Origin of the sequence: Bifidobacterium sp. ESL0728 (assembly GCF_029392015.1) — a bacterium.
Taxonomy (GTDB): domain Bacteria; phylum Actinomycetota; class Actinomycetes; order Actinomycetales; family Bifidobacteriaceae; genus Bifidobacterium.
Map to the genome: position 1 here is coordinate 1,118,584 of NZ_CP113925.1, position 26,632 is coordinate 1,145,215.

The window sequence follows — 26,632 nt, forward strand, 5'->3', positions numbered from 1 at the left end:
CGGGCTATTCCTCCGCTTCGTAATGCAAAAGATCGGCCGGTTGACAGTCCAGTTCGTGGCAGATGGCGGCCAAAGTCGTGAATCGTACCGCGCGAGCCTTGCCGGTTTTGAGGATGGAGAGGTTCGCCACCGTCACCCCTACGCGTTGGGAGAGTTCGGTGAGTGTCATACGTCGGTCGGCGAGGATGTCGTCAAGCGTTACTGTAATATGTCCCATGTCAGATCACCAGGTCGTTTTCGTTTTTGAGTTCCGTCGCGGCGGCGGTCAGTGAGGCGAGCGCGGCGGATACCACTGCGAGTACCGCACAGAAAACGAAGGCGACGCCTGTCCCCAACATGGTGCGTCCGCGGGTTTTGGCGATTGTGAAAGCGGCTATCGCCAATTCGATTAGCCATATTACGGCGGAAACCGCGAAAGCCGCGCCGATGGTTCGTAGCCGGTGCACGTTGCCGGTGATAAACGTTTCTTCGTGTCCTATCGCTGCGAAAAGTCGCCAAGCACATACCGCCACCACGGCCAAAGGCAACATGCCGATGGCGGCGAACAAGGCCGAACCATGCTTAAGGTCCCCGACTCGTTCGGCTGCTGGAAGTACAAGCAGCACGATGACGAGGCACATCACAACCGCGAAGGCATCGGTGGCCTCAAGCAGAACGGCTAACGTGCGGTGTGACATATGTGCTTTGCGTTTGGTTGTTTCGATTCCGGACGTCTCTTGTAGGCTTTGGCTATTGGCGGCGCTCGCGTTTTCTTGAGGTCTCATTGAAGTCTCCTTCGTTGGCTTGGTGCCTCTCTGCTTCATATCATAATCACTTCATATTGTTTTTCGATAAAAAGCATATCGTTTTTCAATAAAGACACATTTGAGTACGAAGCCATGAAATTGCCGGGAAGGAGGGTTGAATTGCGAAATAATGCGGAGAGAGGGAATAAGGATACAGAAAAGGGAACCTACCATTTCCCGTTAGGTGAGAAGGTAGGTTCCCTTTTCCAGGAGCACTGTCTAATGGTTAATCGGCAATCACTGCTTGATATCGTCGAGATTCAGCCCGAGCGCCTCGGCGACGCGGGTTCCGTAGTCTGGGTCGGCCTGATAGAACTGCTTGGTCTCGAGGATCTTGATTTCCTCGGCGTGCTCGCCTTCGACCTGGACTAGGTTGGAGACGATGGTGGCGACCAAGCGTTGCTTTTCCTCTTCGCTCAGCACGTTGTAGAGAGCGCCGGCGGCGGAGAAGTTGTCGGGCTCATAGGCGGCATAGTTGCCGGTCTTACCTTCCAGCAGGTCGCCGTGGTTGCAGGCGGAGGTGTCCTCGGTCGGTCCGTCGAAGCTGTTCGGCTCGTAGTCGACCGCACCGTCCTGCATGTTATCGGACATGAAACCGTCACGCTCGTAGTTGTGCACCTCGTTGACGGGTCGGTTGACCTTGAGCTGTTCGTAGTTGGCGCCGAGGCGGTAGCGTGCGGCGTCCTTGTAAGCAAACAGGCGGCCCTGCAGCATCTTATCCGGCGAAGGCTCGATGCCCGGCACGAAGTTGGCGGGTGCGAACGCGGATTCCTCGACGTCCTCGAAGTAGTTGTCGGGGTTGCGGTTCAGCGTGAACTCGCCGATCTCGATGAGCGGGTAGTCCTTGTGGGAGACGACCTTGGTGATGTCGAAGATATCGTGCTTGTAGTTCAGGCCTTCTTCGTAAGGCAGGATCTGCACGCAGACCTTCCAGGACGGGTAGTTCTTGGACTCGATGGCGTCGAACAGCTCGTGCAGCAGATAGTCGGTGTCTTCGCTGGCGGCCTTGGCGGCGGTCTCGTTACTCATGTTGACCACGCCCTGTTCGCTCATGAAGTGGTACTTGACCCAGAAGGCGGTGCCGTCGGCGGTAACCCACTTGAAGGTGTGGCTGCCGTAGCCGTTCATGGTGCGGTAGCTGGCCGGGTTGCCGCGGTCGCCCATCAGGTAGGTGACCTGGTGCACGGACTCGGGGGAGTGCGCCCAGAAGTCCCACTGGCGGGTCGTGTTGCGCAGATGGGTGCGCGGGTCACGCTTCTGTGAGTGGATGAAGTCGGGGAACTTCAGTGGATCCTGGATGAAGAAGGTCGGCGTGTTGTTGCCCACGATGTCGTAGTTGCCCTCTTGGGTGTAGAAGCGCAGGGCGAAGCCGCGCACATCGCGTAGGGTGTCGGGGTAGCCGAGCTCGCCGGCCACCTGGGAGAAGCGCAGGAAGATCGGGGTCTCCTTGCCCTCGCCGTTGAAAACGTCGGCTTTGGTGTATTCGCTCATGTCGCGGGTGAGCTTGAAGGTACCGTAGGCGCCAGCGCCCTTGGCGTGCACTACGCGCTCCGGGATGCGCTCGCGGTTGAAGTGGGCGAGCTTTTCGACCAGCTGGTAGTCCTGCAGCAGCACCGGGCCGCGCACGCCGGCAGTCTGCGAATGGGTGTTGTCCGCCCAAGGCTGGCCGGAAGCGGTATTGAGATTGGCAGTCAATGAAACTCCTTCTGTTGAATTGTGTAAAAAGAAGATAACAATGCGGTCTTGGCTGCACAAGGGTATGTGATGTTTCTAACGCTGTGTTTTTCTCCACGCATAGCGCCGTTATGTCGATTTTGCGGCTTGGTTAGACTGGGTATATGCATCTTCTCCTACCGCCTTCCGAAGGCAAGGCCGCACCGAGTGAAGGTCCGATGTTTGATTTGAACAGGCTTTCATTTCCGGAACTCAACGACGTCAGAAAAACGGTTCTATCCGCGTTGATTGAGGTATCGAATCGTGAGGACGCGGCGAAAATTCTGAAGGTCGGAGCCAAGGGGACTCAGGAAATTCTTGCCCAGCGCGATATTCTGAATGCTGCTTGCGCCCCTGCCAGAGAAGTGTATACAGGCGTGCTATATGAAGCTGCAAAGTTGCATCAAGACGATGATGTATTGATTTTCTCCGGTCTGTTCGGTGTGACCACAGGCGAGGATTTGATACCGACCTACCGTCTTTCGATGAACGTCTCACTTCCTGGCATTGGCCCATTGAAATCGTTCTGGCGCAAGCAGCTTGCCGGCTGGACTCCGGACGATGGCTTTGCAGGTGATTGTGAACCATTCAGTCAAACGAAGGGTATGAATGTAACGGAGAATGAAGCAGGAAACAAACCGGCAATGAACGCCACTGATAGTAAAAACGTTACGGTTGACCTGCGTTCGGGGCTCTATCGTGTCACTAAGCCGAACTCAGCAAGTAGCCGGGATCAATGGTGGGACATCCGTATCGCTAATTCCGAAAACAAAACAATCTCCCACATGGCCAAGCACTACCGAGGTCTACTAACGAGAGCCTTGCTGGACTCGCCAAACCAGCCCATAGATGATGTCGCTCGCACGCTCGGCACTGTGAGCGTCGAGGCAAAGGACAATATTTACCATCTGACATTAGTGCCTACTGGTCTCTGATACTGCTAGCTTAAGTTTATGATGAGTTGAGATCGGGAGTCTCTGAACCGTTGCTTTAATGAACGAGCCGACGCTGTTTGTCCTCGTCATCGATGCGTTCCGCCAGCCAGACGTTGATAAGGGCATTGCGACTTATCGCGATGTTGCCGGCTTCGCTGTCCAAGCGTTCCACCATCCAGCTCGGCAAAGTCAGGTTTACCTTGCGGTTGGCCTGTTCTCCGGGATTATAGGTGGGATGTTCCATATCAAAGTATTCGCGAACATCTTCACCATTGTCGAATTTGCGGTCGATGTCAGTGGTTTTGTATGAGCTTGTCATAAGTTTCCTCCTCATAGTCGCGTGAACGACGCACGGAAATGATTCTTGTTTTTCCATTTCGGTTTGTGGTTATTGCTGTCCAGTGTTTCTCATTAATGATGCCGAGCACCAGCTGTCTCGATTCATCATTTCCTGGTTTCGTATCAAAGGTGAACGTCGGCCCATACCAGAGTCGCTGCGCTTCATCAAAATCGATGCCATGTTTTTTCAAGTTAGAGGCACTTTTGTTCGGGTCAAATTCAAATTCCACAAGCCACCTCCTTAGATATCTTCTGTGTATCAAATAGATATGTTAGCACCATCTTAATGAGATTTTATTGAATTTCAAATTTCATATTTGCGATATTTAACACTGTTGCTGAGAAATTACAAAACCGACAAGTTGGGGTATGAGTTGTTTGTAGAGTGTCTACATTGTCAGGAAGTTAAAAGTGTCTAAATTACAAGGCATACTGGATATATGGATAAGGAAGTCGATATCAAAAAGCTAATTGGCCGTGCGTTCGATAAAACGTTGGAAAGCCAATATCCGGTGGCTCATCATATGGTTGAATCTCGGCATGCGAAGAAGCAAAACGAGAGTCCTGCTGAGGCAATTGCATATCTTAAGAAGCTTTATCGAGGATCAATCGGTGTTTCAGGTTTCGCAGCAGGTGCTGCTGCAGCTGTACCGAATGGGGCAGGGCAAGTGACCGTTGCTGTAAGCGATATATGTAATTTTCTTGAGTCGTCCGTTTTATATGTGTTCTCTGTGGCAACGGTATATGGGATGGATCTAAGCAGCGAAGACCTGCGACGTTTTTTGGCACTTATCGTATTGATTGGGGATAGCGGTTCTTCTACTGTTACCAAAGCATTAGGAGGGAGAACGGTGCATTATTGGAGCAAAAAAGTAATCGAGAAGATTCCGATGTCTTCTATACAAGCTGTAAATAAAGTGCTTGGCCCGAGATTTTTGACGAAATATGGGACCAAGCAGGGCATAGCTACTTTAGGTAAGCAATTGCCATTTATGATTGGGGCCGGTGTTGGAGCTGTGAGTAATGAAGCATTCGGTGAATTGTCGATTAAAGCTATAGAAAAGTTCCTTGGGCCAGTTCCTGAAACGTGGCCTGATTCGGATAGTTCCAAAGACTGAAACTAATTCCTAAAAATGGTGGTGTGTGTTTATGTTTTACACACACCACCATTTATTAATTACTCCCATTGCACGTTGCTTAGGTCAATGTCTTGGGAGGCGGCGTTGGCTTCGATGATGTCGCGAAGCCATTGGGCCAAGCCGGGCTCGATGTCGTCGTAGTGCTTCTTGAAGCGTTTATCGGCGACGTACATACGGCCAAGGCAAACCTGCATGGACGGGCTTACCTCGTAGTAATAAAGCGATGCCCGATGTTCCTCGGCGAGATTATTGGCCTCGTCGCTGCCGGGCTTGACGCCGCGACGCTTGGCCTCGGCCAGCTTCGCCTCGACATCCCGCATGTGTTGTTCTTCTTGCGTTTTGGCCTTTTCGTCTGCGGTGGTCTGCCTTTCGGCGAATTCCATCCACTGCTTGGTGTCTCCCCAGCGATCTTTGGCTTCACTTTGCCTTAGGTCGCCGGTTTCTGCATTTGCCATGGTTGTTCCTTTCTCTGCAATGTCGATGAGCCGATCCGTTTCGTCAAGGGTTTTCTGAAGACGCTGCAGCCTCTTGGCGAGGTCGTTTCGTCCTTTTTTGAGTTCCTCGACGACAACCGGCGCGGGCGCGTCGAGCAGACGCCTGATGCGCGTAGCCGGTACGCCCAGCTCCTTGTAGACGAGCAGACGACGAAGGCGGTTCAGATCGACGGGTTCGTAGGCTCGGTACCCGCTGGCGTCACGCTTCGGTGAGAGCAGACCGAGGTCTTCCCAGTGCCGGAGCATACGCACGCTGACGTGAAACATCTTCGACACTTCGCCAATGGTCAGGCCAAGTGTTTCGGATGGTGTCCACGAGATATCGTTTGCATTTATCTCGCTCATTCCACATCTCCTTCGTTCTGTCGTCTGCGGCCGGTTTGTGGTCGCAAGAGAAAAGCTATGCCCTGACAATATGTCAGGGTCAACAACCATCGGCGTGTCGCTCGACCCGCGACATTCAGGAACTTGCTTTGCCTTAAGTAATGGCCGCTCTTTATTCGATCTCTGGAATCACTCGGTATTATGCTTGGATATAGAGATTTGGTAAACGGTGATAGCCAAAAGTCGGAGAGATCGGTGATTTATGTTTGGCAGAGATAACGAAGACTCGTCGGATCAGGTGGACTTTTCGGATGCTACCTCCGCCAACTCATCTTCTTCGGATCCGCAGATATTCGTCAATGACGAGGAATCGTGGTCGGCAGCAACCGATGACGATGCCAAGGATGCCAAGCAGTCCGCGAAAAACAGGCAACGTGAGGCCAAAAGGGAAGCACGCAGAAGAAGGAGGCAGCTGAAGCGTGAAACGTCCAGCCACCCTGTACTGAAACGCTGGTTGGAGTCCGTCGGAGTTTTTCTTCTGGTAGTTGTTATTCTCTTTGCGGCAACGATCATTTATTCAAAGGTCCAGGAATCGCGTCATCCCGTTCAGATATGCAAAGGCAAGGTCGAGTGCGACGCGGAAAACAAGAAAGAGGCTCTGTCGCGTCATACGGCTGATCTTGATTTGAAACTATCGGATCTGATCGACGACATGACCACAGAGGACAGGGAAAGCGTCAAACAAAGCGACGTCGACGTGGTGCAGGAATACATCACGAAAGTGCAAAAGGACGAAGAAAAGTTCTCCAAGCTTCCGGCTATGAAAAATGCCGGGGTGAAGAAGGCGTTCAACGCCTATCAGAAGCAGGAGGCCAAACATATCGCCTTTGCCCAGAACATCATGACGGTTGCACCGGCCGCTTCGAAATCCAACAAGGACTGCGGCAACCCGCCTACGTACATGAGTTGGGAACCAAATTCGTTGGACAAGCAGACCTCTTTCCTCGCGACTTGCCAGGCAAGCATCAATGCGATTCCGGATGTTCAGGACGAAAGCGTCGCCTCATATAAAAAGATCGTAGGGGCATATTGGGCCAAAGTGGCCGGGACGGTTGACGCCATCAAACAGCTGGGTCCGGCAGATCAGTTCTCGTCAAACCAACTGGATACATCCTATAAGTTGGATCGTCAATTATCCGATCAGGAAGTCGACAGTTCCAACGGTATCGGCGACGCCGCCAAAAAACTGACCCGAGCGCAGCAGGACGTCGAATCCGGCCACGAACTCAACGATCTCGACACCGCGATATGGGACATGGTTTCGCAGCACTGAAGTCGTGAGTAAGATTTTAGACAAGTGGTAATGGATTGACGATAGGGTTGGTATCGAATGAAACGCAATGATGATCGGCAACAGCCTATCGATGAAGCGCCTTCGCAGCTTCCTTTCGGACCTGACCAATACAGCCAAACCACTACAGGCGATTCTGCATCAAACGATAAGAATTCAGAAAACGATGCCTTAAACGCCCTATCTTCTGATGGCTGGATAATGGAGTCCGAAAACCCACCCGTCAGTACGCCTGTCAAAAGGCCTTCTACTGCAAACAGTGAGATGGATAAAAACGCCGACAAGCTTCAGATTCTTATCGTGGTTGTAGTGATCATCGTTCTGGTTTTGATTTCCGGCATTGGTTTTGTGCAGAAGCAAAAGGTCTATCGCCTGGAGCAAATGGTTGAAACGGCCATAAAGGACGCAAGATCTCACGGACCGTTGCCCAAAGACAAGGTGTATGACCTATCAAACAAACTTAGTCTCGAGAGTTCAGACATCAACGACAAAATCAGGGATATGCTTGAAAGCAAAAGCGTAGGTGAAGCAGACACGGCGAAGCTCAATTCGTCTATTTCCAAGATCGATGCCGACAACGCGACGTTTTCGGGACTTGACGGTATGGATACCACGGAAGTGAAAATGCAGCTTGACTGATATTCCAAAGCCCACGCCGCCGACAAAGTGATACTCGGCGATTACATCAACCACGCACCCGCCATTTCGGCGATGTATAAAGCCTGCGGCGGAATTTGGGGAAGCGTTTCGGGCAGTTCCGAGGATTTGGCCAAGTTCGACAATATGATGGCAACGTGTCGAAGCACCGTGATGCCTCTCACGGATTCCAACGACACGGCGATGAAGACGATGGTCGCCTCGGTCAACACCGCTTTGGACGCCAGCGACAAAGCCGCGAAACAGATTGTTCCGCTCGATTACGACAAAGATGATGTTCAGGCACAGGAAGAACGACGGGATGATCTCAGTGTGAAGGCCGATCCCGGGTTCCATGTCAAAGATAGCATCGAACAATATGGGCGCGACCTTCGAGCCGAACGCAAGGCGCTCCATCTGGATTGGTGCATCAAACGCGCCTACAAGACCGAGGACGCACAGAAGGATTCCGCCGAGGACGGAGCGAAAGCCCGCAAAGCGTATCTGAAAGGGCCCGGCAAAGCCGATAATGCCAAGAACCCGGAGGCCACAGCACAAGCCGTCGGCAACGTCGTGCAGCAATGGTATCTGTTGGACGCCACCGTGGATGCCCTCAATATCGAGGGGATGGGAAGCCTGGAAACCGTAGACCTTGACGATTTGAGCGCAGTCCTTCAAACCGTCGATTCGGCAAACCAAGCGCTTTCCAAACAGATGGAGACCAACGGCGATAACGACAATCGGGCGTTCAATGATTATCAGTCAAGTTACGCCACAGACAAGGCATTGATTACCCAATACGCCACCACCATACTTGCGGTTTCGAATTCACAATCGGCTTGCTCCTACCTGCCTGAACAAGTGTCTTCGGATAGCAACTACACCGCATATTCCGGTTATGTGAACACCTGTTCGGCCGCCTTGAAGCCTTTGGCCAATGCCAAAGCCAAGAAAACCCTTGCCTTGTACTCAAAAATGTCTGCGAATGTCGGCAAAAGCTCCGAAATACTTACCCAGCTGAAGGCTTTGGGTTCTCCAAGCGAGGGCGCTAATGGGCCGCACGGCAAGAAGTATCAGCAGCTTCGCGCTCAGCTCGACAAGAATGCGGGCTACAAAATCAGCGAGATGTTTGAAGACTATAACAGTGATTTCCAGCATACGCGTTCGGCTTTGGCTATGGTCGATGTGCTGAATAAGTTGTCCGGACAGTCCGGGGATGTCTGAGTGTTGCTTTGCCGGGTTGGTCTGTGTTTGGTCTGCATGGTTTATCTGGTCTTCACGGTCTGCCTGGTCGATCCGTACGTTCGAATATCGCAAGGCACTGTAGGGGAGTTCCTCTAAAATTTTTACTATGACAAGCGTTGAAGCCATGGATAGTACCAGCGATAAGCAGAACGACAGACTTCCTGAATCTACTTGTTCTGATAAAAATCAACTAAATGGAAAACGAGTGAACGGGAAAGCAGGTATGCCCTCTGCTCAATCCACTTCCCCGGATTTTCCCGATCCATGGCCTGCGCCTGTAGCCGAACGGCCGTTGAACGCAACAGTCGTGATTCCCGGCAGCAAGTCGCTTTCCAATCGTTATCTGATTCTGGCGGCGCTGGGGCATCAGCCTGTCACAATCGCGGGCATGTTGCGCTCGCGGGACACCGAACTGATGGTCGATGCCTTGCGGACACTTGGCGTTGGGGTCGAATTCGATGAAAGCGAAGATATTCGTGTGACGGTGACTCCGCCGGCAAATGGCCGTTTTAAGGGTGGCGTCACTGTTTTTTGTGGGCTTGCCGGTACGGTAATGCGTTTCGTACCGGGGCTTGCATTGTTTGCCGATGGTCCTGTACATTTCGATGGTGACAAGCAGGCTTACGCCCGGCCGATGCATCCGCTGCTTGATGGGCTTCAACAGTTGGGAGCTCGTATCGATTACGAAGGTGAGCCCGGCTTCCTGCCGTTTACCATTACGCCGCCGAAAGCGCCGGAATCCGAAGGGTCGCAGAAAGATTACGGAAATTCAAGTCCTTCGAATGGGTCCATCGGATCCTCGGCTTCTCAGTCGGCAAAGGTGGAAATTGATTCGTCATCATCGTCGCAGTTCATTTCCAGTCTGCTATTGGTAGGATCTCGTTTGCCGCATGGTTTGGATCTGAAACACACTGGGAGCAAACTTCCCAGTATGCCACACATTCGTATGACAATGGCTGATGTCAACAGTGCTGGCGGCCATGTCGAAATGCCTGAAATCGGCCATTGGCTGGTGGCCCATAGCTCTTTGCAATTGCCTGACGGGGTAGTGGTGGAACCCGATCTGTCGAATGCTGCCCCATTCCTCGGTGCCGCGATGATTGCCGGCGGCCGGGCAAGCGTGCCGAACTGGCCGACTTCGACCACCCAGCCAGGTGGTCTGCTTCCTGATATTCTGCAGAAGATGGGTGCCAAGGTTACTTTGGATGGCCGGCCATTTGACGATGTCATGGCAGAAGTACATGATCTTCAGAAATCGATTTTAGTACCTCGAAACGGAACATTGACGGTTTCCATGGCCGGTCCGATTCGTGGGTTGGGTAAGGCGTTCGATATGTCGGCGGCAGGGGAGATAGCTCCAAGTATCGCCGCATTGGCTGCGCTTGCGGAAAGTCCGAGCGAGCTTGTCGGCATCGGCCATTTGCGAGGTCATGAAACCAATCGCTTGGCCGCTCTTGTCACGGAAATCACCCGTATCGGCGCAGGAGCCAACGAGTTGCCTGACGGCTTATCAATTGTGCCGGTGCCGCATGATCAGTTACACGGTGAGATCATGGAAACCTACGCCGACCACCGCATGGCGACGTTCGCGGCAATGATCGGTCTTGCCGTCCCTGGTACTCGCATCCGCAACATCGCCACTACCCGCAAGACCATTCCCGATTTCCCGGGTATGTGGCACAAGATGCTTGCGGGCGAATAAACGGTATCCGTCGATTGTTTTCAACATGTTGCGTTAAGACGGCATCTTCCGGTATTGCAAATCCGCGTAACATTAGCCTTCCAACCGTATAACCTTCCAGCCGTATTGGCGCTCTGTTTCAGAGCTTGATTTTCAGTGAGGCTTGTTTGCCGATTGGCTGTTGAAATTGGGAAATTGCAAAAGATTGTGGACTTCAGGGGTAATTTATCTAGAATTATGATTATTATTATATTTGAATATTAAACGGTTGACAGAAGGTGTAGTTATGGCTCAGAAGGATAATTCCTCTCAAAAGCAATTCGATTCGGACGGTGCATTAAATCCCGATAACAGTGCAGATGGTGTTGCGGCGTCGATGCCGCAGGAACCTCGTCCGCAGGTAGGAGGGCAGACGGTGCCTGCGGCTCCTCAAGGTATGCCGCCGCAAGGTGCCGGGCAACAGCCTGCTGGTCAACCCCAATCTTTCACTGGCAATGGAGCTCCTCAACCAATGCCGCAAGGGACGCAGCAAACCGGCCAGCCAGGTAACCCCTATTCTTCTCAGAATTACTCACAACAGCAGAATCAACCGGCGTCAGGCTACGGGCAACAGCAAGGTCGACCGGCGGCTGGTTATCCTCAGCAGCAGGGAAGAATGCCGAATCAGGCGATGCCAGGGCAGCCGGCGTATCAAAACGGCCAGTATGGTCAGCCTATGGGCAATGGTACTCCTGGGCAGTCGGGCAGCCCGAAAAAGTCGATGTCGAAGAATTCGAAGATCATTATCGCCGTCGTCGCCGTTGTTGTCGTCATCGTGGTCGTTGCATTGATCATCGTGGGTTCGATTGGTGCGGGTTCCAAGAAGGATGGCGGAGACCAGACACTTACGGGTTCGGCTTTGTACGATAATGCCAATCAAAACATGAAAGGACTGACCGACGCGCAATCTTCGATCAGCACGGATTATCTCAATCTTTCCCAGGATGCGACCAAGAGCATTCCTGTTCCTGAAGAGAATGTCAAATCCCTTAAGGCCGATGTCGCGAAACTGAGCAAGGCGAATACCGCTTTTGCCGCAAGCCCCGCCTATAAGAGCAGCGACAAGCTCAAGAAGAGCTTTGACGTCTATGCCAAGCAGTCGAAGAAATATATTCAATACATGAATTCGTTCGCGGACTCCGCTTCTGATTTCCAAAAAGCCAATCAGGATTGCTCTGCAAAGCCGACGGTTGATTTCGAGCAGAACAATTATGCCGATGTCTATAAGCCGTATATCACCACCTGCCAGAACGACCTGCATCCTCTGCTGACATCCAAAAACGATTCCATAAAGAAATATGCAAATGACGCGAATCAAAAGATGGGCCAGATCAGCTCTTTGACCCAGCAGCTCCAGTCCATGGGCACTGAGATGAATATTTTCGAGAACCCCTCGCTCAATGACCAGCATGAGAAACTCACCAGCCAGTTGAACGACCTTATCCCGAATTCATATAGCACGAACTTCTATGATGCCGAGAAGACGGTCGATATCGAGAGCCCGTTGCAGGATCTCGATCGCGTGGTCATCGATTTGGCCAAAGACGAGTGACAGATAGCAAAACGTATCGCGAAGCGCTGTGATTTGAATTGTGAATGATGCTTTGTTGCATCACGTCAAGTCACGGCGTTTTGCGGTTGGTGATTTGTTTGCGATTTCGGTTTAATCTTTTGCGCTCTGTCTCAGAGCAAAGAAGAGGTTTCTAAGCCAAAATATTTGGTTTAGAAACCAAAAGGCCGATATCATTTGGGCCGTGCAGCATCGATATGATGCGCACGGCCCAAACTTTTCCGTTTTAGGTCTTAGGACCTAACAGGAACGAAACGTCTCACTTCTTGAAGACGTTGCCGTAGCTGTCCTTGCCCTCGGTCGCGATCTTGTCGGCCTTGTGGGCGATCGCCAGCTCCTCGTTGGTGGGGATGACGGCGATGATCACGGAGCTGTCCGGCGTGGAAATGATGCGCGGTTCCTTGGAACGGGCGTCGTTCTTCGCCTTGTCGAGCTTCACGCCGAACGGTGCGAGACGCTCGCAGACACGGGCACGCACGTTGTTATCGTTCTCGCCGACGCCGGCGGTGAAGGTGATGACGTCGACGCCGCCCATTTGAGCGGTGTAGTTGCCGATGTAGCCGACGATGCGGTGGATGTAGATGTCCATGGCGAGAATGGCGTCTTCGTTGCCTTCGCTGATGAGGCGATCGACCTCGCGCATGTCGCCGTAGCCGGTCATGCCGGTCATGCCGGACTTCTTGTTGAAGAGCTCGTCGATTTCGTCCACGTTCATGTGGGCGTTACGAATGAGATGGAAGACGGCGGCGGGGTCGATGTCACCGGTGCGTCCGCCCATCACCAGGCCTTCGAGCGGCGTGAGGCCCATGGAGGTGTCGATCGGGCGTCCGGAGATCTGCGCGGAGGCGGAAGCGCCGTTGCCGATATGCAGCACGATCTGCTTGAGTCCTTCGGCAGGCTTGCCGACCACGCCGGGAACGACGCTGCCGATATATTCGTGGCTGGTGCCGTGGGCGCCATAGCGGCGAATCTTGTACTTCTCGGCGACTTCCTTGTTGAGCGCATAGGTGCTGGCTTCCTTGGGAAGCTGGAAGAAGAAGGAGGAATCGAAGACGAAGATCTGCGGAACGTCGGGCAGGAGCTGCTCCATGACTTCGGCGCCGGTGGCCTCGGGGCCATTGTGCAGAGGTGCGAGCACAGCTAGGTCTTTGACCTGCTGAATGGTCTTGGCGTTGACTAGCGCAGGCTGCGGGAAGACGGAGCCACCCTGCACCACGCGGTGGCCGACTGCGACGATGCCGGATTCCTGAAGGTCGGGGCCGTATTCCTTGAAGAAGCCAAGGACGCGCTTCAAACCGTCGGCATGGGTCTTGATCGGCTCTTCGAGCTCGTGCTTTTCACCCTTGTATTCGTGCTTGTAATGGCCATCGATGGGTTCGCCGATCTTCTCTACGAGGCCGCTTGCAAGAGCCTCCCCGCTTCCCAGATCCACCAGCTGATACTTGATCGAGCTGGAACCGGCATTGATGACAAGGACGGTTTTCGCCATTGTTTGCATCCTCCATATAGATTAACTGACCCGTGGTTTGTACCACGGCTACCAAGTTTCTACTTTACTCACGAGCTGTTACAAGAGTAAAGGGAATGAAGGGATGGGTTTTCTATAATGTGATTTTGGCGCATCTTGTTTTTTCACAATTTGAAACCTTATTTCGATACGAGAAATCCCGGCACCTTCATGTATGAAAAAGTGCCGGGATTCGTATTCGAATATGAATATGTGTTACTGCTGGGCCTCTACGGCGGTGAGGGCGACGGTGTTGATGATGTCCTCTACCAGGGCACCACGTGAGAGGTCATTGACCGGCTTGTTGAGCCCTTGGAGCACCGGGCCGATGGCGATGGCGCCGGAGGTGCGCTGCACGGCCTTGTAGGCGATGTTGCCCGCGGCAAGGCTCGGGAAGACAAACACGTTGACATGTCCTGCCACGTCATTGCCTTTAGCCTTCGTGGCGGCCACGGTGGGAGACCAGGCGGCGTCGAACTGAATGGAGCCGACTGCCGGCAGATCTGGGGCCTTCTCGTGGACGAGCTTGGTGGCCTCTTCGACCAGATCGACGTCCGGGCCCTTACCACTGCCGAGAGTGGAGTAGCAGAGCATACCCACCTTGGGATCCACGCCGAAGGCACGGGCGGTTTGCGCGGACTGGATGGCGATGTCGGCCAGTTGTTCGGCGTTCGGGTTGAGGTTGATGGCGCAGTCCGCGAAGACGGCGACATGGTCCTTGAAGCACATCAGGAACGCGCCGGAGACCAGTGAGGCGCCGGGCTTGGTCTTGATGACCTGCAGCGCCGGACGCACCGTGTTCGCAGTGGAGTTGATCGAACCGGAGACGAGGCCATCGGCCAAGCCCTGCACGACCAGCATGGTGCCGAAGTAGCTCGGGTCGGTGAGCTGCTTGCGGGCCTGTTCCTCGGTCATGCCCTTCTTGGCGCGCAGCTCGCAGAGTTTGGCGACCATGGGCTTGAGGACTTCCTCATCGTCCATCGGCTGATAGGCGGCCTTGGAAAGCGAGTTGAGGCCGAGTTCCTTGCCGCGTGCGAGGATGGCATCCTTGTCGCCGACGATGATGAGTTTGACGATGTCGCGCTGGAGCAAGTAATCCGCAGCCTTGATGATGCGGTCTTCCGAGCCTTCCGGCAGCACGATGGTCTTCTTGCCGGCCTTGGCCTTGACCAAAAGCTCGTTCTGGAAAGCGTATGGCGTGGTCGGGGCGTCGAACGGCGTGCGAGCGGCAGCGACTACTTCATCGGCCGGAGCGTTGTCCGCGAAGGCCTTGGCGGCTTTTTGCGCGGCATCAGGATCGTCTTCGCTGGGGAAGTCGACAGCCGGAATGGTCCAGACCGGAACGGGGGAGTCCTTCAAGGCTTTCTTGGCGTCGGCCGCTTTTTCGTCGGTGCAGCCGGTGACGAAGATTCCTGCGACTTTTCCGCCGGCCTCTTCCACTTCGGCGGTGCAGGTTTCAACCGTAGCCTTGACCTGTTCTCCGTTGCGGGGAATGGTGCAGATGGCCAGGAACGTCTTGGCTTTGAGATCAGAGGCGATTTCGGCGTTGAGAGTGAATGCTTCCGGGTCGAAGACAGGGGAACCGTCGCTGCCGACGATGACCATCGAGTCCGGATTCGTGCGCTCAAGCTCACTGCTATAGGCTGCGACGATATCACCGCGGGCGCCGCTCTTGTCCTTACGTGCGCACTTGGGGCACACGCCACGGACCTGGTCGACGGATTGGCCGGCATTGGCGGCCTTGAGCAGTTCGGCAGTGAACGTTTCCTTCTTGCAGGCCACCGGACGGAACACTGCGGTCTTGCCCTGCGCAGCAAGCGCTTTTACCACGCCGTAGGCCACTACGTTACGGCCGTTCTTGCCTTCAGGGCTGGTGATATAAATGACTTCGTTTGTCACGATATAACTCCTTTGTGCATTTTGCGCACGATCTTTTTCGATCAACTACCATATCGATCGCTTCCATTTTATGCACAGGTGTGACGTAGACGACGTTTGTGGCCATAAACGAGAGTCGAACAATAAAAGGGACATCGAGCCGAAGCCCAATGTCCCTTTTATTGTTCGGCTACGTGAAGCGTAGTCGAATGGCAATCAGCTCACTCGTTGTCGCTGCCGGTGCTCATGGCGGCCTTGGCGGTCGCCTTGGTGTCCTGGTTCTTCACGTCGGAATACACGAAGCCGGTGTAATCCGGGTGATCATAACCCTCGTCGACGGCGAACTGGAAGGCATCCTTGCGGAACTGTTCCAGCTTGTCGATCTCGTGGCCGTACTTGTCGGCGTCGAGGGTGCGAAGCACCTCGGCGGTCAGCTCGTAGCGATCCATGTCGTTGACGCGCACCATGTCGTAAGGTGTGGTGGTGGAGCCCTCCTCCTTGTAGCCGTGAACGTTGAAGTTGTCGTGGTTCGGACGGTTGAAGATGATGGACTGGATGTCGTGGGCATAGGAGTGATATGCGAAGAGAACCGGCTTGTCGGCGGTGAAGAGTTCGGTGAACTCGTCGTCGGTCAAAGCCTCGTCGTTGTCCTTGGGGCTCTGCAGCTTCAGGATGTCAACGACGTTGACGACCTTGAACTTGATGCCGAACTCCTTGAGCTTCTCGCTGGCGGCCATGGTCTCCAGGGTGGGGACGTCGCCGGTGCAGGCGAGCACGATCTGGGCTTCGTCGTTGTTCTTGGCTGTGGAGGCCCACTTCCATTCGGCTGCACCCTTCTTCAGCTCTTCACGAGCCTCATCGAGGGTCTGCCAGGTGGCGGCAGGCTGCTTGCCGGCGAAGATGGCGTTGATCTTGTTGGTGGACTTGAAGGCCTTCTCGGCGACGGCCAGCAACATGTTGGCGTCGGCGGGGAAGTACTCGGCCACAACGTGATCGTTGTTGAAGGTCTTGTTGAGCAACACGGAGCTCACGCCCGGATCCTGATGGGAGAATCCGTTGTGATCCTGACGCCACACATGCGAGGAGATCAGCATGTTAATCGAAGCGACGGGCTTGCGCCACGGAATGTGGCGAACCGTGGCCTCGAGCCACTTGGCGTGCTGGTTCAACATGGAGTCGATCACGTGGGCGAAGGACTCGTAAGTGCTCCAGATGCCGTGACGGCCGGTCAAGACGTATCCTTCGAGGAAGCCTTCCATTTGGTGCTCGGAAAGCTGCTCGATGACCTGGCCGGTGACGGCCATGTGCTCATCGGTCTGCTCGGAGAGATAGCCGTTGTCCCACTGCTTGTCGGTGACCTCATAAGCGGCCTGCAGACGGTTGGACGCGGTCTCGTCAGGTCCGAAGATACGGAACGAATCCGGGTTCATCTTGATGATGTCGCGGGTGTAGTTGCCCAGCTGACGGGTGGCTTCGAGCTGGCCCCAGCCGTGGCCGAACTCCTTGACGCCCTTGACTTCGTAAGCGTCGAGCTCCGGAAGGCGCAGGTCCTCGCGGATGCGGCCGCCGTTGGCGTTCGGGTTCTGGCCGATGCGCAGTTCGCCCTTGGGCATGAAATCGGTGACTTCGTGACGGATGGCGCCCTTCTCATCGAAGAGCTCTTCCGGCTTGTAGGATTCGAGCCAGCCCTTGAGAACCTGGAAGTGGGCCTCGGTGTCGCGGGCGCTGGCCAGCGGCACCTGGTGAGCACGCCAGGAACCTTCGGTCTTCTTGCCGTCGATGTACTTCGGGCAGGTCCAGCCCTTCGGCGTGCGGAAGATGATCATCGGGTAGGTCGGACGATCCATATCATCGGTCTGTGCCTTGGCCTTGATGTCGCAGATTTTGTCGAAGACCTCTTCGAGCATGTCGGCGAAACGACGGTGGATGGACATGTGGTCCTCATCGTCGAAGCCCGCGACGAACTCGTAAGGCTCGTAGCCCATGCCCTCGAAGAACTCGTGGAGCTCCTCATCGGGGATACGGGAAAGAATGGACGGGTTGGCGATCTTGTAGCCGTTCAAGTGCAGGATCGGCAGCACGATGCCGTCAGTGCGCGGGTTGACGAGCTTGTTGGACTGCCAGCTGGTCGCCAGCGGGCCGGTCTCGGCCTCGCCGTCGCCGACCACAGCCGGCACGAACAGGCTCGGGTTGTTGAGGATTGCGCCGTAAGCGTGGCTCAAGGCGTAACCGAGCTCGCCGCCCTCATGAATGGAGCCCGGGGTTTCCGGGGCATAGTGGGAAGGAATGCCACCAGGATAGGAGAACTGACGGAAGAACTTCTGCAGGCCCGCCTCATCCTTGGTGATCTTCGGATAATACTCGGTGTAGGTGCCGTCGAGATAGGACTGCGAGGTGCCTGCAGGGCCGCCGTGGCCAGGACCCATGATGAACACGGTGTTCTGCTGGTGGTCGGCGATAAGGCGGTTGATGTGGCCGAACAGGAAGTTCAGGCCAGGGGTGGTGCCCCAGTGGCCCACGAGACGATACTTGACGTCCTTGCGGGTGAAGGGTTCCTTCATCAGAGGGTTGCTACGCAGATAAATCTGACCGATGGAAAGATAGTTGGCGGTGCGCCAATACTTGTCGACTCCTTCAAGAGCCTCTTCAGAAACCGGCTTGCCGAGCTTCTTCCACGGGGTGCCAATAACAGGACTAGTCATATATGCTCCTGTACTCCTGTATACACATATTGTGTGCAATTGATTATTTTCTTCGGGCCCAAACCTTTGTTAGAATTGATGTTCAGGGTTCGTGCCCAATCGCTGTTCAGTTTACGTGGCGTCTCAGACTTTTTGGACGTTTTTTTGCATCTATGTGCGCTCTTGGGATATTTTTGTAAATTATTGTTGTATTCCACAAAAAAATTGTTAGATTTTCGAACGTAAAAAAATGACTTACAAACGTTGATTTTGAGCCGTAAACTCCGTTATATCAACGCTTAGCGATGTTCGATTCACAGAAAGTTCACGCGGCGTGTTGTCTTTTGTGATGTTGTTTTTTGTTTGTTCCGCACCCGGCGTTCGGAGGCTTGATTTTGTCGCCTTGAACCACGAGAATGGACACTACTTTATATGAAGTTCCATGCCGATACAAATAGGGAGAATCCATGGCAAAAGGTCCAGTGCTTGTCGTTGACTTCGGTGCACAATACGCCCAGCTGATCGCGCGGCGCGTGCGCGAGGCGCATGTCTATTCCGAATTGGTGCCGCATTCCATGCCGGTCGATGAGATGCTGGCCAAGGATCCGAAGGCCATCATCCTTTCCGGTGGCCCCGCTTCGGTCTATGAGCCGGGTGCGCCGGACATCGACAAGAAGATCTTCGACGCCGGAGTGCCGGTGCTCGGCATCTGCTACGGCTTCCAGGTCATGGCCAACGAACTCGGGGGCAAGGTTGACAAGGCCGCGCTCGGCGAATACGGCAAGACCGAAGCGGTGATTGACGACGCCGAGGGCGTGCTCGCTGGTTCGCCGGACGAGCAGACCACGTGGATGAGCCACGGGGTCGCCGTCGAGGAAGCGCCGGAAGGTTTCAAGGTGCTCGCGCACACCGAGGGTGCTCCGGTGGCCGCGATGGAGGACGAATCCCGCAAGCTCTATGGCGTGCAGTGGCACCCCGAGGTCAAGCACACCCCGCTCGGTGACGAACTCTTCTCTACTTTCCTGCACAAGTGCGCGGGCCTGCCCAGCGATTGGGATGCCGACAATATCATTGACACGCAGGTTCGTAAAATCCGCGAGGAAGTCGGCGATGTCGAGGTCATCTGCGGACTTTCCGGCGGCGTTGATTCCGCCGTCGCGGCGACCTTGGTGCACAAGGCCATCGGCGACCAGCTCACCTGCGTCTTCGTCGACCACGGCATGCTGCGCAAGGGCGAGGCCGAACAGGTTCGTCACGATTTCGTCGACGCCACCGGTATTCGCCTTATCGAGGTCGACGCCTCCGAAGATTTCCTGACCGCGCTGAAGGGTGTTACCGAGCCGGAACGCAAGCGCAAGATCATCGGTGAGAAGTTCATCCGAACCTTCGAGAAGGCCCAGAAACAGGTGCTTGAAGAAGCCGGCGCCCGTGGCAAGGAAGTCAAGTTCCTCGTGCAGGGCACGCTCTACCCGGACGTCGTCGAATCCGGCGGCGGCGACGGTGCGGCCAATATCAAGTCACACCACAACGTCGGCGGCTTGCCTAAGGACGTCAAGTTCAAGCTCATCGAGCCGCTGCGCAGCCTCTTCAAGGACGAGGTACGCGCCATCGGCACCAAGCTCGGACTGCCCGACAACATCGTATGGCGTCAGCCCTTCCCAGGCCCTGGTCTCGGTATCCGCATCATTGGCGAGGTCACCCGCGAACGTCTCGATTTGTTGCGCGAGGCAGACGCCATCGCCCGCGAAGAGATGACCAGGGCCGGCCTCGACCGCGACATCTGGCAGTGCCCGGTGGTGCTCTTGGCCAACGTCCATTCCGTGGGCGTGCAGGGTGACGAACGTACCTACGGCTCGCCGATTGTGCTGCGTCCGATTTCCTCCGACGACGCGATGACCGCCGACTGGTACCGCTTACCTTATGACGTGCTTGCCACGATCTCCACGCGCATCACCAACGAATGCCGCGGCATCAACCGCGTGGTCCTCGACTGCACCTCCAAGCCGCCGGCCACCATCGAGTGGGAGTGAGCGCGGAACATTAATCGAGGATGTGCCTCAACAGCAGACAGACGGCGGTGCCCTTCATATGATTTGAAAGGCACCGCCGTTTTGTTTGTCGTCTACGATATGTGTGGTTGGTGTTTCGTGGTAGCCATGTGATTTGTTTACGTCCACATGGTACGTTTCGCAATGGGCATCGAGGCTTTCGGTCATCGTTATGCGACGGATATCATATAGCAGTATTAGAAAAACGCTGATAGACTGGGGTTTTCGGGTTTCAAACCCACTTTTCGCCGTGCCTACGGATGCGGTGTTCGTATTTCTTGATATTGGAAGGAGCTTTGGTGAGCAAGCGCAAACGCACGTGGTTGGTTATTATGGGTCTCATATTGGCCGGGGCGAACCTGCGTATGCCGATTACCATGATGCCGCCGCTGCTGCCGGACCTCAAAGCCGAAATCGGTTTGCCGACCTCGCTTGCCGGGCTTTTGACCACCATTCCGCTTCTCGCCTTTGCGCTTGCCTCTCCGTTGATGGGCAAGGCAGGCGCAAGGCAAGGTAGCGAAAAAGTCCTGGTGATGGCGCTTGCCGTTCTGAGTATTGGCAGCTATTTGCGTATCATTCCTTCGGTCTGGGCGCTGCTGATCGGCACAGCCGCGCTGGGAATTGGCATTGCCGGAGGCAACGTGCTTCTGCCCGCGGTCATCAAGGAACGGTTCCCCGAAAGCATCGCCGGCAAAACCACGCTGTACACCACGGCCCAGGTGCTGGTCGCGTCCTTGGGCACCGCCACTTCCGGCATCATCGCTTCTCGTATCGGTATCAAAAGCAGCATGGGATTGTTCGCCGTGTTGGGGCCGATCGCCTTGGCAGTATGGCTGATTATCTGGCTTTCCGGGCCGAATCGCGGCAAGAACGTCACAGCCGAAAACGATTCTCGTCCGCTTGTCGATAGGACACCATGGCGTTCACGCCTGGCTTGGGTGATTCTGGCTTATTTTGGCATGCAATCGATGTTGTATTACTCTTTGCTGACCTGGCTGCCGTCGATATGGCAGGCGGCCGGCTTCAGCGCCGTGGCCGCAGGCAACCTTGCCACGCTCTTCCAGCTCAGCGGTATGCCGTTGACGATGACGGTGCCGCTGATTGCCGAACGCAAGCATGGCCTGGCCATTGTCAACGGCATTGCCGGGGGAGGCTTCGCACTAGGGATATTGGGGATTCTCGTGCCCGGTGCGAACCTGCCGCTCAACGTGATTTCGGCGGTTTGCATGGGCCTTGCGACGGCGGCTTCGTTCAGCATCTGCATCGTCTTCTTCCAGAAGCGCACGACTTCGGCTGCCGACACCGCGCGCCTGTCCGGCATGGCACAGTCCGGCGGCTACTTGTTCGCAGCCATCGGTCCGGTTGCGCTGGGAGCCCTGAACGGTCTGCTGCATACCTGGATCCCTATTATCCTGATCGTCCTTGTGGTCATCGTCACGATGTTCGCGGCCGGTCTGGTCATCATCGCTCATCGTGATATCTATGAGGGGCTAGACTGAATACCGACGCTTTCAAAACGACCTGAAAGGCTTGAAACGATGACGATTCTTACTGATACCTATATACTCAACAACGGTGTGGAAATCCCGAAGATCGGGTTCGGGACCTGGCAGATTCCTGACGGTCAGGTTGCCTACGATTCGGTGCGCATGGCGCTGGACGCGGGCTATCGCCACGTCGATACCGCCTACGTGTATGGCAACGAACGCAGCGTAGGACGTGCCATCCGGGAATCCGGAATCAACCGCGACGAGATTTTCGTGACCTCGAAGCTGCCGGCCGAAGTGAAAGAGGCCGATGGGGTCCTGCCTCATTTCGAGGAGACGATGGAAAATCTCGGGCTCGACACGCTCGACCTTTATCTGATTCATGCGCCTTGGCCATGGAGCCATGCTGGCACGATGCGTATGGATGAGGAGAATCTGGCCGTATGGGGCGAAATGGAGAAAATCTATCGTTCCGGTCTCGTCCGCGCCATCGGGGTGTCGAACTTTGACGACCACGACCTCAAAAATATTCTGGATCACTGTAAAGTGACGCCGGCCGTCAACCAGATTCAGTATTACGTCGGTGCCACAGAGCCTCGGAACAGGACGTTCGCACAATCCCACGGCCTGCTGATCGAGGCCTATTCGCCGCTTGCCACCGGCGGGTTGCTCGGTTCTCCTGAACTCAGGTCGATGGCCGAAAAATACGGGGTCTCCACCGCCCAACTGGCGATTCGTTTCTGTCTGCAAAACGGTGTGCTGCCGCTTCCCAAGGCCACGCATCGTGACCATATCGAAGCCAACGCAGATGTCGATTTCACCATTAGCGACGCGGATATGGCTACGTTGAATGCTTTCGCCGACCCGAATCCGGACAACCACAATCCCAGCCAACGTTGAGCGTTTCCGATAGAAAAGCTTTCGGAAAATTTAAAAGAAGCTGTGATTGCGATCCTAATTGTCGCAATCACAGCTTTCTGGTTGGCGTCACGACTACGCCGATCGTTCCGCATTTTACTGCCGCATGGAATCTCTGGAAGAAAACCTAGGGGCGGATATCTTCAAGCAACGCCTCGATCTCACGGTTGCGTCGCTCGATGTCACTGCTGTCGGAGTGGAAGAGGTCGAGCATCTGACGAGCGACGTTCATGGTCTCTTTATCCCGCTCCCCGGCATCGGTGAACGCCGAGACGCTGATGAATGTCTCCAAGGATTTTGGGTCGTTGTCGTCTATCGCGCGTTTGACGATTCCCCGCAACATGATTTTGAGGTTTCTTGTGCTTTTGCGATGCTCCCGGCGACGTTCGAAATAAGGAAGGAACAGCGCGACCAATACTGCCGCTGTCTCGGCGACGGCGGTGGCCCATTCGGCAAGCGATCCGATTTCCATAAATATCACCAACTTTTCTTTTCGGGCAAGCAACAACTCATGAAGTGTACACCCTTATCCAAAAACAGATGTTTCTATGATGAATGTTAAATTAGTCTGTTATCAACGATATTTTCATTTGCTGATATGACAATCGCGCAAGCGTGATTTAATGGAGACGGAATTATCGGACACCTTTGAAAGGAAACAATATGAACGAAAACGAAGCCATGGATCTGCTCAAAAAGTTCGTCGGATTCCATACCGAGAACGGCAATGAGAAGGTGGTCGCCGATGAAATCAAGGCGATTTTCGATAAGGCTGGCGTGCCCTGCAAGGTGATTCCGCTTGAAGAGGACCCGACCCGCGCCAATCTGGTCGCAGAGCTTGGACACGGCGAGCCGATTCTCGGCATCACCGGCCATATGGATACGGTTTCGGCCCAGCAGGAAGGCTGGAAAACCGACCCGTTCAAGGTCACCGAAGACGGTGACCTGATTTACGGGCGCGGCGTGACCGATATGAAAGCCGGACTTGCCGCCATGGTCTTCGCCATGCTTGACCTGAAGAAGCACGAAGATCAGATGCACGGCACCGTGCGTTTCCTGGTCACTGCCGGCGAGGAAGTCGGTATGCCGGGCGCCACGGCCATGCAGGCCCAGGGCTACATGAAGGGCGTCGAGGCGCTGCTGGTCGGCGAACCTTCCGGCTACAACATCGTCTACGCCACCAAGGGCGAACTCAACATCAACATCGATATGAAGGGCAAGGCTGCACACAGCTCGACTCCTGCCCTTGGCATCAACGCGGTTGAAAACCTGCTCGAGTTCATCGACGTTATTTCCAAGCGTATCAAGGCCGCGGCCGCGGGCAAGAGCAACCCCGAGCTCGGCGACACCGTCTACAACATCGACGTCATCCGCGGCGGCCAGCAGGTCAATGCCATCCCCGAATCGGCCAGCGCCGAAATCAACATCCGAATCATCCCGGAGTTCAGTAACAAGGAGATTCTGGCGATTTTGGACGATGAGGTGGCCAAGTTCAACAAGAGCCACAAGGCGACCGTCTCCTACACGGTTGGCATGGATATCATCCCGGTGATCGGGCCGAAGGACGCCAAGCTCGTCGACATCGTCAAGTCCGTGGGGGAGCGCCATTTGAAGGAGCAGGGCAAGCCCGCCGAGATTCCGATGTTCGGGGCTTCTGGCGGCACCGACGGCAGCGTTCTGCTGCTTGATAGCCCCAAGGACACCGCCTACGTGATGTTCGGGCCGGGCAACGACACCATGCACTGCGTCAACGAGAGCCTTCCGAAGGCGATGTATTTCGACTTCATCGGCATTTATAAAGACATCATCGACGAATACATGGGCATCAAAAAGTGATGTAGCTGCATTTTCGCCAAAATTTTAATGTTTTGTGTGGGTCTGTGGCACAATAACATGGATAAGGCCGGCAGTCTTGCGTAATGCGTAAGGCTGCCGGCCTTATTTGTGCGGTTTTGTTTGTCATCATTGAATCAATGCGTTTTTCCAGCACTAACTGGGGTACGTATGCTGGGAAAAGCGCATTTAAACGTTCTATTTACGTCTTTTCCAGCAGATATACCATGGTTACTGCTGGAAAAGACGCAATTACGTCGGCTATTGAAGTCTCATCCGGCAGTCAAGTTGTTGGTATTGCCGGACAAGACGCATCGTTCATTCGGACGTGTTTTCGTCTTCGGAATTTGCGTGTGTATTGACCAGGAAATGTTCTTCGCTGGGGAGCACGGCGTTCAAGATCACCGCGACCACGAACGAGACCGCGATGCAGTTGGTGGCGAAAATCGACTGGAAAAGCTGCGGGAACTGGGCGAAGATGCCGCCGACCTGCGTGAAGCCGATGCCGATCGTGAGCGAAAGCGCTGCGATGGTGGTGTTGCGTTGGCTGAAGCCCGCTTCGGCGATCATCTGGAAGCCGGAGAGGATGATGTTGCCGAACATCATGATCGTGCAGCCGCCGAGCACCGCCTGCGGCATGGAATTGAACAGCTGTGCCACAACCGGCACAAAGCTGGCAAGGATAAGAATCAGTCCGCCGGAAAGAATGACTTTGCGGTTGACGACCTTGGTGACCGCGACCAAGCCGATGTTCTGGGCGAACGAGGTCAACGGCAGGCAGCCGAACAGTCCGGAAATCGTAGAGATTAGGCCGTCTCCGGCGATGGCTCCCGAAGTCTCCTTGTCGGTGGGCAGGCGGTTCAGCCCGACCTTCGAAAGCGCCGCTGTGTCGCCCAAAACCTCAACGGAGGAAACCATATACAGCAAGGCGAATGAGATGATGGAACCGGCGTCGAACGTCGGGGTAAACGGCATGAAATGGGGAACGCTGACGACCTGCAGATGCTGGAAGCCGGAGAAATCGACCTTGCCGAAGAAGATGGCGACGATATAACCCACGACCAGGCCGAAGAGAATAGAAAGTTGCTTGACGGTGCCTTTCATCAAAAGCTGGAAGGCAAGGCAGGCGACCAACGAGATGAGGCCCAGCGTGAGGTTCTGCCAACTGCCGAAGTCCTTTGCCCCCGCGCCCCCGCCGAACGAGGAAGCACCAGTGGAAAGCAGCGAGAAGCCAATCGAAGTCACTACAATCGCGGAAACGATCGGCGGCACGTATTTTTTCCAGAATTGTGCGGTCAAGCCGAGTATCAGCTCAAGTAGGCCGCCTACGATGACGGCTCCGACAAGCGCCCCATAGCCTTGTTTGCCCACGATGGCGGTGGCCGCTGCGACGTAGGTGAACGAGATGCCGGTGACCATGGGCAGTCGGCTGCCGACGCGCCAAAGCGGATAGAGCTGCAGGCAGGTGCCGAGACCGGCTACCAGTAGGCCGTTCTGGATGATCATCGCGGATTGTGCCGGTGTCAAATGCGCGGCGGCCGTCACCAGGAAGATCGGGGCGAGGTTGGCGACGAACATGGCCATGACATGCTGCAGGCCGAAGGGGACGCCGCGCCAGAACGAGATCTTGCCGTCGAGGCTGGTCAGCGCCTCTTGTGTGCTGGGCCTGGACGTTGCAGAATCGTCGGTTGCTGTTGCATTACGTTTGCGCCATGGCAGATGAGGGGCCAGGCTTGAAGCCGATTTTTGATTGGAATCAGCTCGTGTGGCCGCTGCGAGCTTCTCGGTCGAAGAAGACGACGAAGCCTGTGTTGCCGATGCAGTCTGCGTGTTGGATGAAGCAGATGGAACCTGAGAGTTCTGCATGGGTGATGCGGCTTGTGCAGCTGATGAAGCCGTTGACGTTTTGGGCGCAGCTTCGCTTTCGTCTTTTGCTGGATTGATATTCGATGATTCGGCTTCATTATGGTTGCCGTGCTGATCAGTGCTCAAAGGGTCTCTTTTCCTGATGAAATTGAGATAGTGCTGA

At 54.9% G+C, this 26,632-nt stretch carries 22 protein-coding genes; 11 read left to right on the forward strand and 11 right to left on the reverse strand.

Annotation, left to right across the window (positions count from 1 at the left end; all coding sequences use genetic code 11):
• Positions 1-4: 4 nt before the first annotated feature.
• The 3 genes from OZX67_RS04295 to OZX67_RS04305 all read right to left on the reverse strand — a co-directional run bounded on the left by OZX67_RS04295 (position 5) and on the right by OZX67_RS04305 (position 2,480).
• Positions 5-217 carry a helix-turn-helix transcriptional regulator gene (locus OZX67_RS04295; RefSeq protein WP_277144521.1) on the reverse strand — a complete coding sequence of 71 codons (213 nt, stop codon included), beginning with the start codon at positions 215-217 and terminating at the stop codon, positions 5-7.
• A gap of 1 nt (position 218) precedes the next feature.
• On the reverse strand, positions 219-764 hold the full coding sequence (locus OZX67_RS04300) for a DUF2975 domain-containing protein (protein WP_277144523.1): 546 nt from the start codon (positions 762-764) through the stop codon (positions 219-221).
• A gap of 258 nt (positions 765-1,022) precedes the next feature.
• Positions 1,023-2,480 (reverse strand): catalase, encoded by a 1,458-nt coding sequence (locus OZX67_RS04305; RefSeq protein ID WP_277144525.1) that lies wholly within the window; start codon positions 2,478-2,480, stop codon positions 1,023-1,025.
• A gap of 143 nt (positions 2,481-2,623) precedes the next feature.
• Here OZX67_RS04305 and yaaA point away from each other — a divergent pair, with 143 nt between their 5' ends.
• Positions 2,624-3,433, forward strand: a complete 810-nt coding sequence (gene yaaA, locus OZX67_RS04310; protein ID WP_277144528.1) for a peroxide stress protein YaaA — start codon at positions 2,624-2,626, stop codon at positions 3,431-3,433.
• Positions 3,434-3,488: 55 nt separating this feature from the next.
• Here the strand turns inward: yaaA and OZX67_RS04315 are convergent, their stop codons facing one another.
• Together OZX67_RS04315 and OZX67_RS04320 are read right to left on the reverse strand one after the other, a co-directional pair.
• Complete coding sequence (locus OZX67_RS04315; protein WP_277144530.1) at positions 3,489-3,752, reverse strand: hypothetical protein; 264 nt, start codon at positions 3,750-3,752, stop codon at positions 3,489-3,491.
• Positions 3,727-4,002 (reverse strand): BrnT family toxin, encoded by a 276-nt coding sequence (locus OZX67_RS04320; RefSeq protein ID WP_277144533.1) that lies wholly within the window; start codon positions 4,000-4,002, stop codon positions 3,727-3,729. The genes OZX67_RS04315 and OZX67_RS04320 overlap by 26 nt, the downstream gene beginning before the upstream one ends.
• 210 nt (positions 4,003-4,212) lie before the next feature.
• On the opposite strand from OZX67_RS04320, the gene OZX67_RS04325 reads away from it, so the two are divergent.
• Positions 4,213-4,890: an EcsC family protein gene (locus tag OZX67_RS04325; protein WP_277144535.1), complete on the forward strand. Its 678-nt coding sequence runs from the start codon at positions 4,213-4,215 to the stop codon at positions 4,888-4,890.
• Positions 4,891-4,949: 59 nt separating this feature from the next.
• On the opposite strand, the gene OZX67_RS04330 is transcribed toward OZX67_RS04325, so the two are convergent.
• Positions 4,950-5,750: a MerR family transcriptional regulator gene (locus OZX67_RS04330; RefSeq protein WP_277144537.1), complete on the reverse strand. Its 801-nt coding sequence runs from the start codon at positions 5,748-5,750 to the stop codon at positions 4,950-4,952.
• 241 nt (positions 5,751-5,991) lie between these two features.
• On the opposite strand from OZX67_RS04330, the gene OZX67_RS04335 reads away from it, so the two are divergent.
• The 5 genes from OZX67_RS04335 (at position 5,992) to OZX67_RS04355 (ending at position 12,233) form a co-directional block, all read left to right on the forward strand.
• Positions 5,992-7,062: a hypothetical protein gene (locus OZX67_RS04335; RefSeq protein ID WP_277144539.1), complete on the forward strand. Its 1,071-nt coding sequence runs from the start codon at positions 5,992-5,994 to the stop codon at positions 7,060-7,062.
• A gap of 57 nt (positions 7,063-7,119) precedes the next feature.
• Positions 7,120-7,719: a hypothetical protein gene (locus tag OZX67_RS04340; protein ID WP_277144541.1), complete on the forward strand. Its 600-nt coding sequence runs from the start codon at positions 7,120-7,122 to the stop codon at positions 7,717-7,719.
• A 27-nt stretch (positions 7,720-7,746) separates the two neighbouring features.
• Complete coding sequence (locus tag OZX67_RS04345) at positions 7,747-8,940, forward strand: hypothetical protein (RefSeq protein WP_277144543.1); 1,194 nt, start codon at positions 7,747-7,749, stop codon at positions 8,938-8,940.
• Positions 8,941-9,184: 244 nt separating this feature from the next.
• Positions 9,185-10,663 carry a 3-phosphoshikimate 1-carboxyvinyltransferase gene (locus OZX67_RS04350; protein WP_277144917.1) on the forward strand — a complete coding sequence of 493 codons (1,479 nt, stop codon included), beginning with the start codon at positions 9,185-9,187 and terminating at the stop codon, positions 10,661-10,663.
• Between the two features lie 265 nt (positions 10,664-10,928).
• The gene (locus OZX67_RS04355; RefSeq protein WP_277144545.1) at positions 10,929-12,233 is read left to right on the forward strand and encodes a hypothetical protein; all 1,305 of its coding nucleotides are present in this window, start codon (positions 10,929-10,931) and stop codon (positions 12,231-12,233) included.
• 277 nt (positions 12,234-12,510) lie between these two features.
• Here OZX67_RS04355 and OZX67_RS04360 read toward each other — a convergent pair whose 3' ends face one another.
• From OZX67_RS04360 to OZX67_RS04370, 3 genes are all read right to left on the reverse strand, one after another.
• Entirely contained in the window at positions 12,511-13,740 is a 1,230-nt protein-coding gene (locus OZX67_RS04360) for an acetate kinase (protein WP_277144547.1), read from the reverse strand.
• 234 nt (positions 13,741-13,974) lie between these two features.
• A complete protein-coding gene (gene pta / locus OZX67_RS04365; RefSeq protein WP_277144549.1) occupies positions 13,975-15,657 on the reverse strand; it encodes a phosphate acetyltransferase in 1,683 nt (560 codons plus the stop codon).
• A gap of 200 nt (positions 15,658-15,857) precedes the next feature.
• Positions 15,858-18,338, reverse strand: coding sequence for a phosphoketolase (locus OZX67_RS04370; RefSeq protein ID WP_277144551.1), 2,481 nt, complete (start codon positions 18,336-18,338; stop codon positions 15,858-15,860).
• Positions 18,339-18,784: 446 nt separating this feature from the next.
• Here OZX67_RS04370 and guaA point away from each other — a divergent pair, with 446 nt between their 5' ends.
• The 3 genes from guaA to OZX67_RS04385 all read left to right on the forward strand — a co-directional run bounded on the left by guaA (position 18,785) and on the right by OZX67_RS04385 (position 22,752).
• Positions 18,785-20,347: a glutamine-hydrolyzing GMP synthase gene (gene guaA, locus OZX67_RS04375; protein ID WP_277144553.1), complete on the forward strand. Its 1,563-nt coding sequence runs from the start codon at positions 18,785-18,787 to the stop codon at positions 20,345-20,347.
• Between the two features lie 317 nt (positions 20,348-20,664).
• Positions 20,665-21,864, forward strand: coding sequence for an MFS transporter (locus OZX67_RS04380; protein WP_277144555.1), 1,200 nt, complete (start codon positions 20,665-20,667; stop codon positions 21,862-21,864).
• Between the two features lie 39 nt (positions 21,865-21,903).
• On the forward strand, positions 21,904-22,752 hold the full coding sequence (locus tag OZX67_RS04385) for an aldo/keto reductase (RefSeq protein ID WP_277144557.1): 849 nt from the start codon (positions 21,904-21,906) through the stop codon (positions 22,750-22,752).
• 145 nt (positions 22,753-22,897) lie between these two features.
• Here the strand turns inward: OZX67_RS04385 and OZX67_RS04390 are convergent, their stop codons facing one another.
• Positions 22,898-23,242, reverse strand: a complete 345-nt coding sequence (locus OZX67_RS04390; RefSeq protein WP_277144559.1) for a hypothetical protein — start codon at positions 23,240-23,242, stop codon at positions 22,898-22,900.
• A gap of 191 nt (positions 23,243-23,433) precedes the next feature.
• On the opposite strand from OZX67_RS04390, the gene OZX67_RS04395 reads away from it, so the two are divergent.
• The gene (locus OZX67_RS04395; RefSeq protein WP_277144561.1) at positions 23,434-24,606 is read left to right on the forward strand and encodes an ArgE/DapE family deacylase; all 1,173 of its coding nucleotides are present in this window, start codon (positions 23,434-23,436) and stop codon (positions 24,604-24,606) included.
• A 315-nt stretch (positions 24,607-24,921) separates the two neighbouring features.
• Here OZX67_RS04395 and OZX67_RS04400 read toward each other — a convergent pair whose 3' ends face one another.
• The gene (locus OZX67_RS04400; RefSeq protein WP_277144564.1) at positions 24,922-26,595 is read right to left on the reverse strand and encodes a nucleobase:cation symporter-2 family protein; all 1,674 of its coding nucleotides are present in this window, start codon (positions 26,593-26,595) and stop codon (positions 24,922-24,924) included.
• Between the last annotated feature and the right edge of the window lie 37 nt (positions 26,596-26,632).

Coding starts and splice junctions, on each gene's coding strand:
- OZX67_RS04335 (WP_277144539.1), top strand. CDS start 5,992: ATGTTTGGCAGAGATAACGAAGACTCGTCGGATCAGGTGGACTTTTCG.
- guaA (WP_277144553.1), top strand. CDS start 18,785: ATGGCAAAAGGTCCAGTGCTTGTCGTTGACTTCGGTGCACAATACGCC.
- OZX67_RS04370 (WP_277144551.1), bottom strand. CDS start 18,338: ATGACTAGTCCTGTTATTGGCACCCCGTGGAAGAAGCTCGGCAAGCCG.
- OZX67_RS04325 (WP_277144535.1), top strand. CDS start 4,213: ATGGATAAGGAAGTCGATATCAAAAAGCTAATTGGCCGTGCGTTCGAT.
- OZX67_RS04300 (WP_277144523.1), bottom strand. CDS start 764: ATGAGACCTCAAGAAAACGCGAGCGCCGCCAATAGCCAAAGCCTACAA.
- OZX67_RS04295 (WP_277144521.1), bottom strand. CDS start 217: ATGGGACATATTACAGTAACGCTTGACGACATCCTCGCCGACCGACGT.
- OZX67_RS04315 (WP_277144530.1), bottom strand. CDS start 3,752: ATGACAAGCTCATACAAAACCACTGACATCGACCGCAAATTCGACAAT.
- OZX67_RS04355 (WP_277144545.1), top strand. CDS start 10,929: ATGGCTCAGAAGGATAATTCCTCTCAAAAGCAATTCGATTCGGACGGT.
- yaaA (WP_277144528.1), top strand. CDS start 2,624: ATGCATCTTCTCCTACCGCCTTCCGAAGGCAAGGCCGCACCGAGTGAA.
- OZX67_RS04390 (WP_277144559.1), bottom strand. CDS start 23,242: ATGGAAATCGGATCGCTTGCCGAATGGGCCACCGCCGTCGCCGAGACA.
- OZX67_RS04340 (WP_277144541.1), top strand. CDS start 7,120: ATGAAACGCAATGATGATCGGCAACAGCCTATCGATGAAGCGCCTTCG.
- OZX67_RS04395 (WP_277144561.1), top strand. CDS start 23,434: ATGAACGAAAACGAAGCCATGGATCTGCTCAAAAAGTTCGTCGGATTC.
- OZX67_RS04360 (WP_277144547.1), bottom strand. CDS start 13,740: ATGGCGAAAACCGTCCTTGTCATCAATGCCGGTTCCAGCTCGATCAAG.
- OZX67_RS04330 (WP_277144537.1), bottom strand. CDS start 5,750: ATGAGCGAGATAAATGCAAACGATATCTCGTGGACACCATCCGAAACA.
- OZX67_RS04350 (WP_277144917.1), top strand. CDS start 9,185: ATGCCCTCTGCTCAATCCACTTCCCCGGATTTTCCCGATCCATGGCCT.
- OZX67_RS04385 (WP_277144557.1), top strand. CDS start 21,904: ATGACGATTCTTACTGATACCTATATACTCAACAACGGTGTGGAAATC.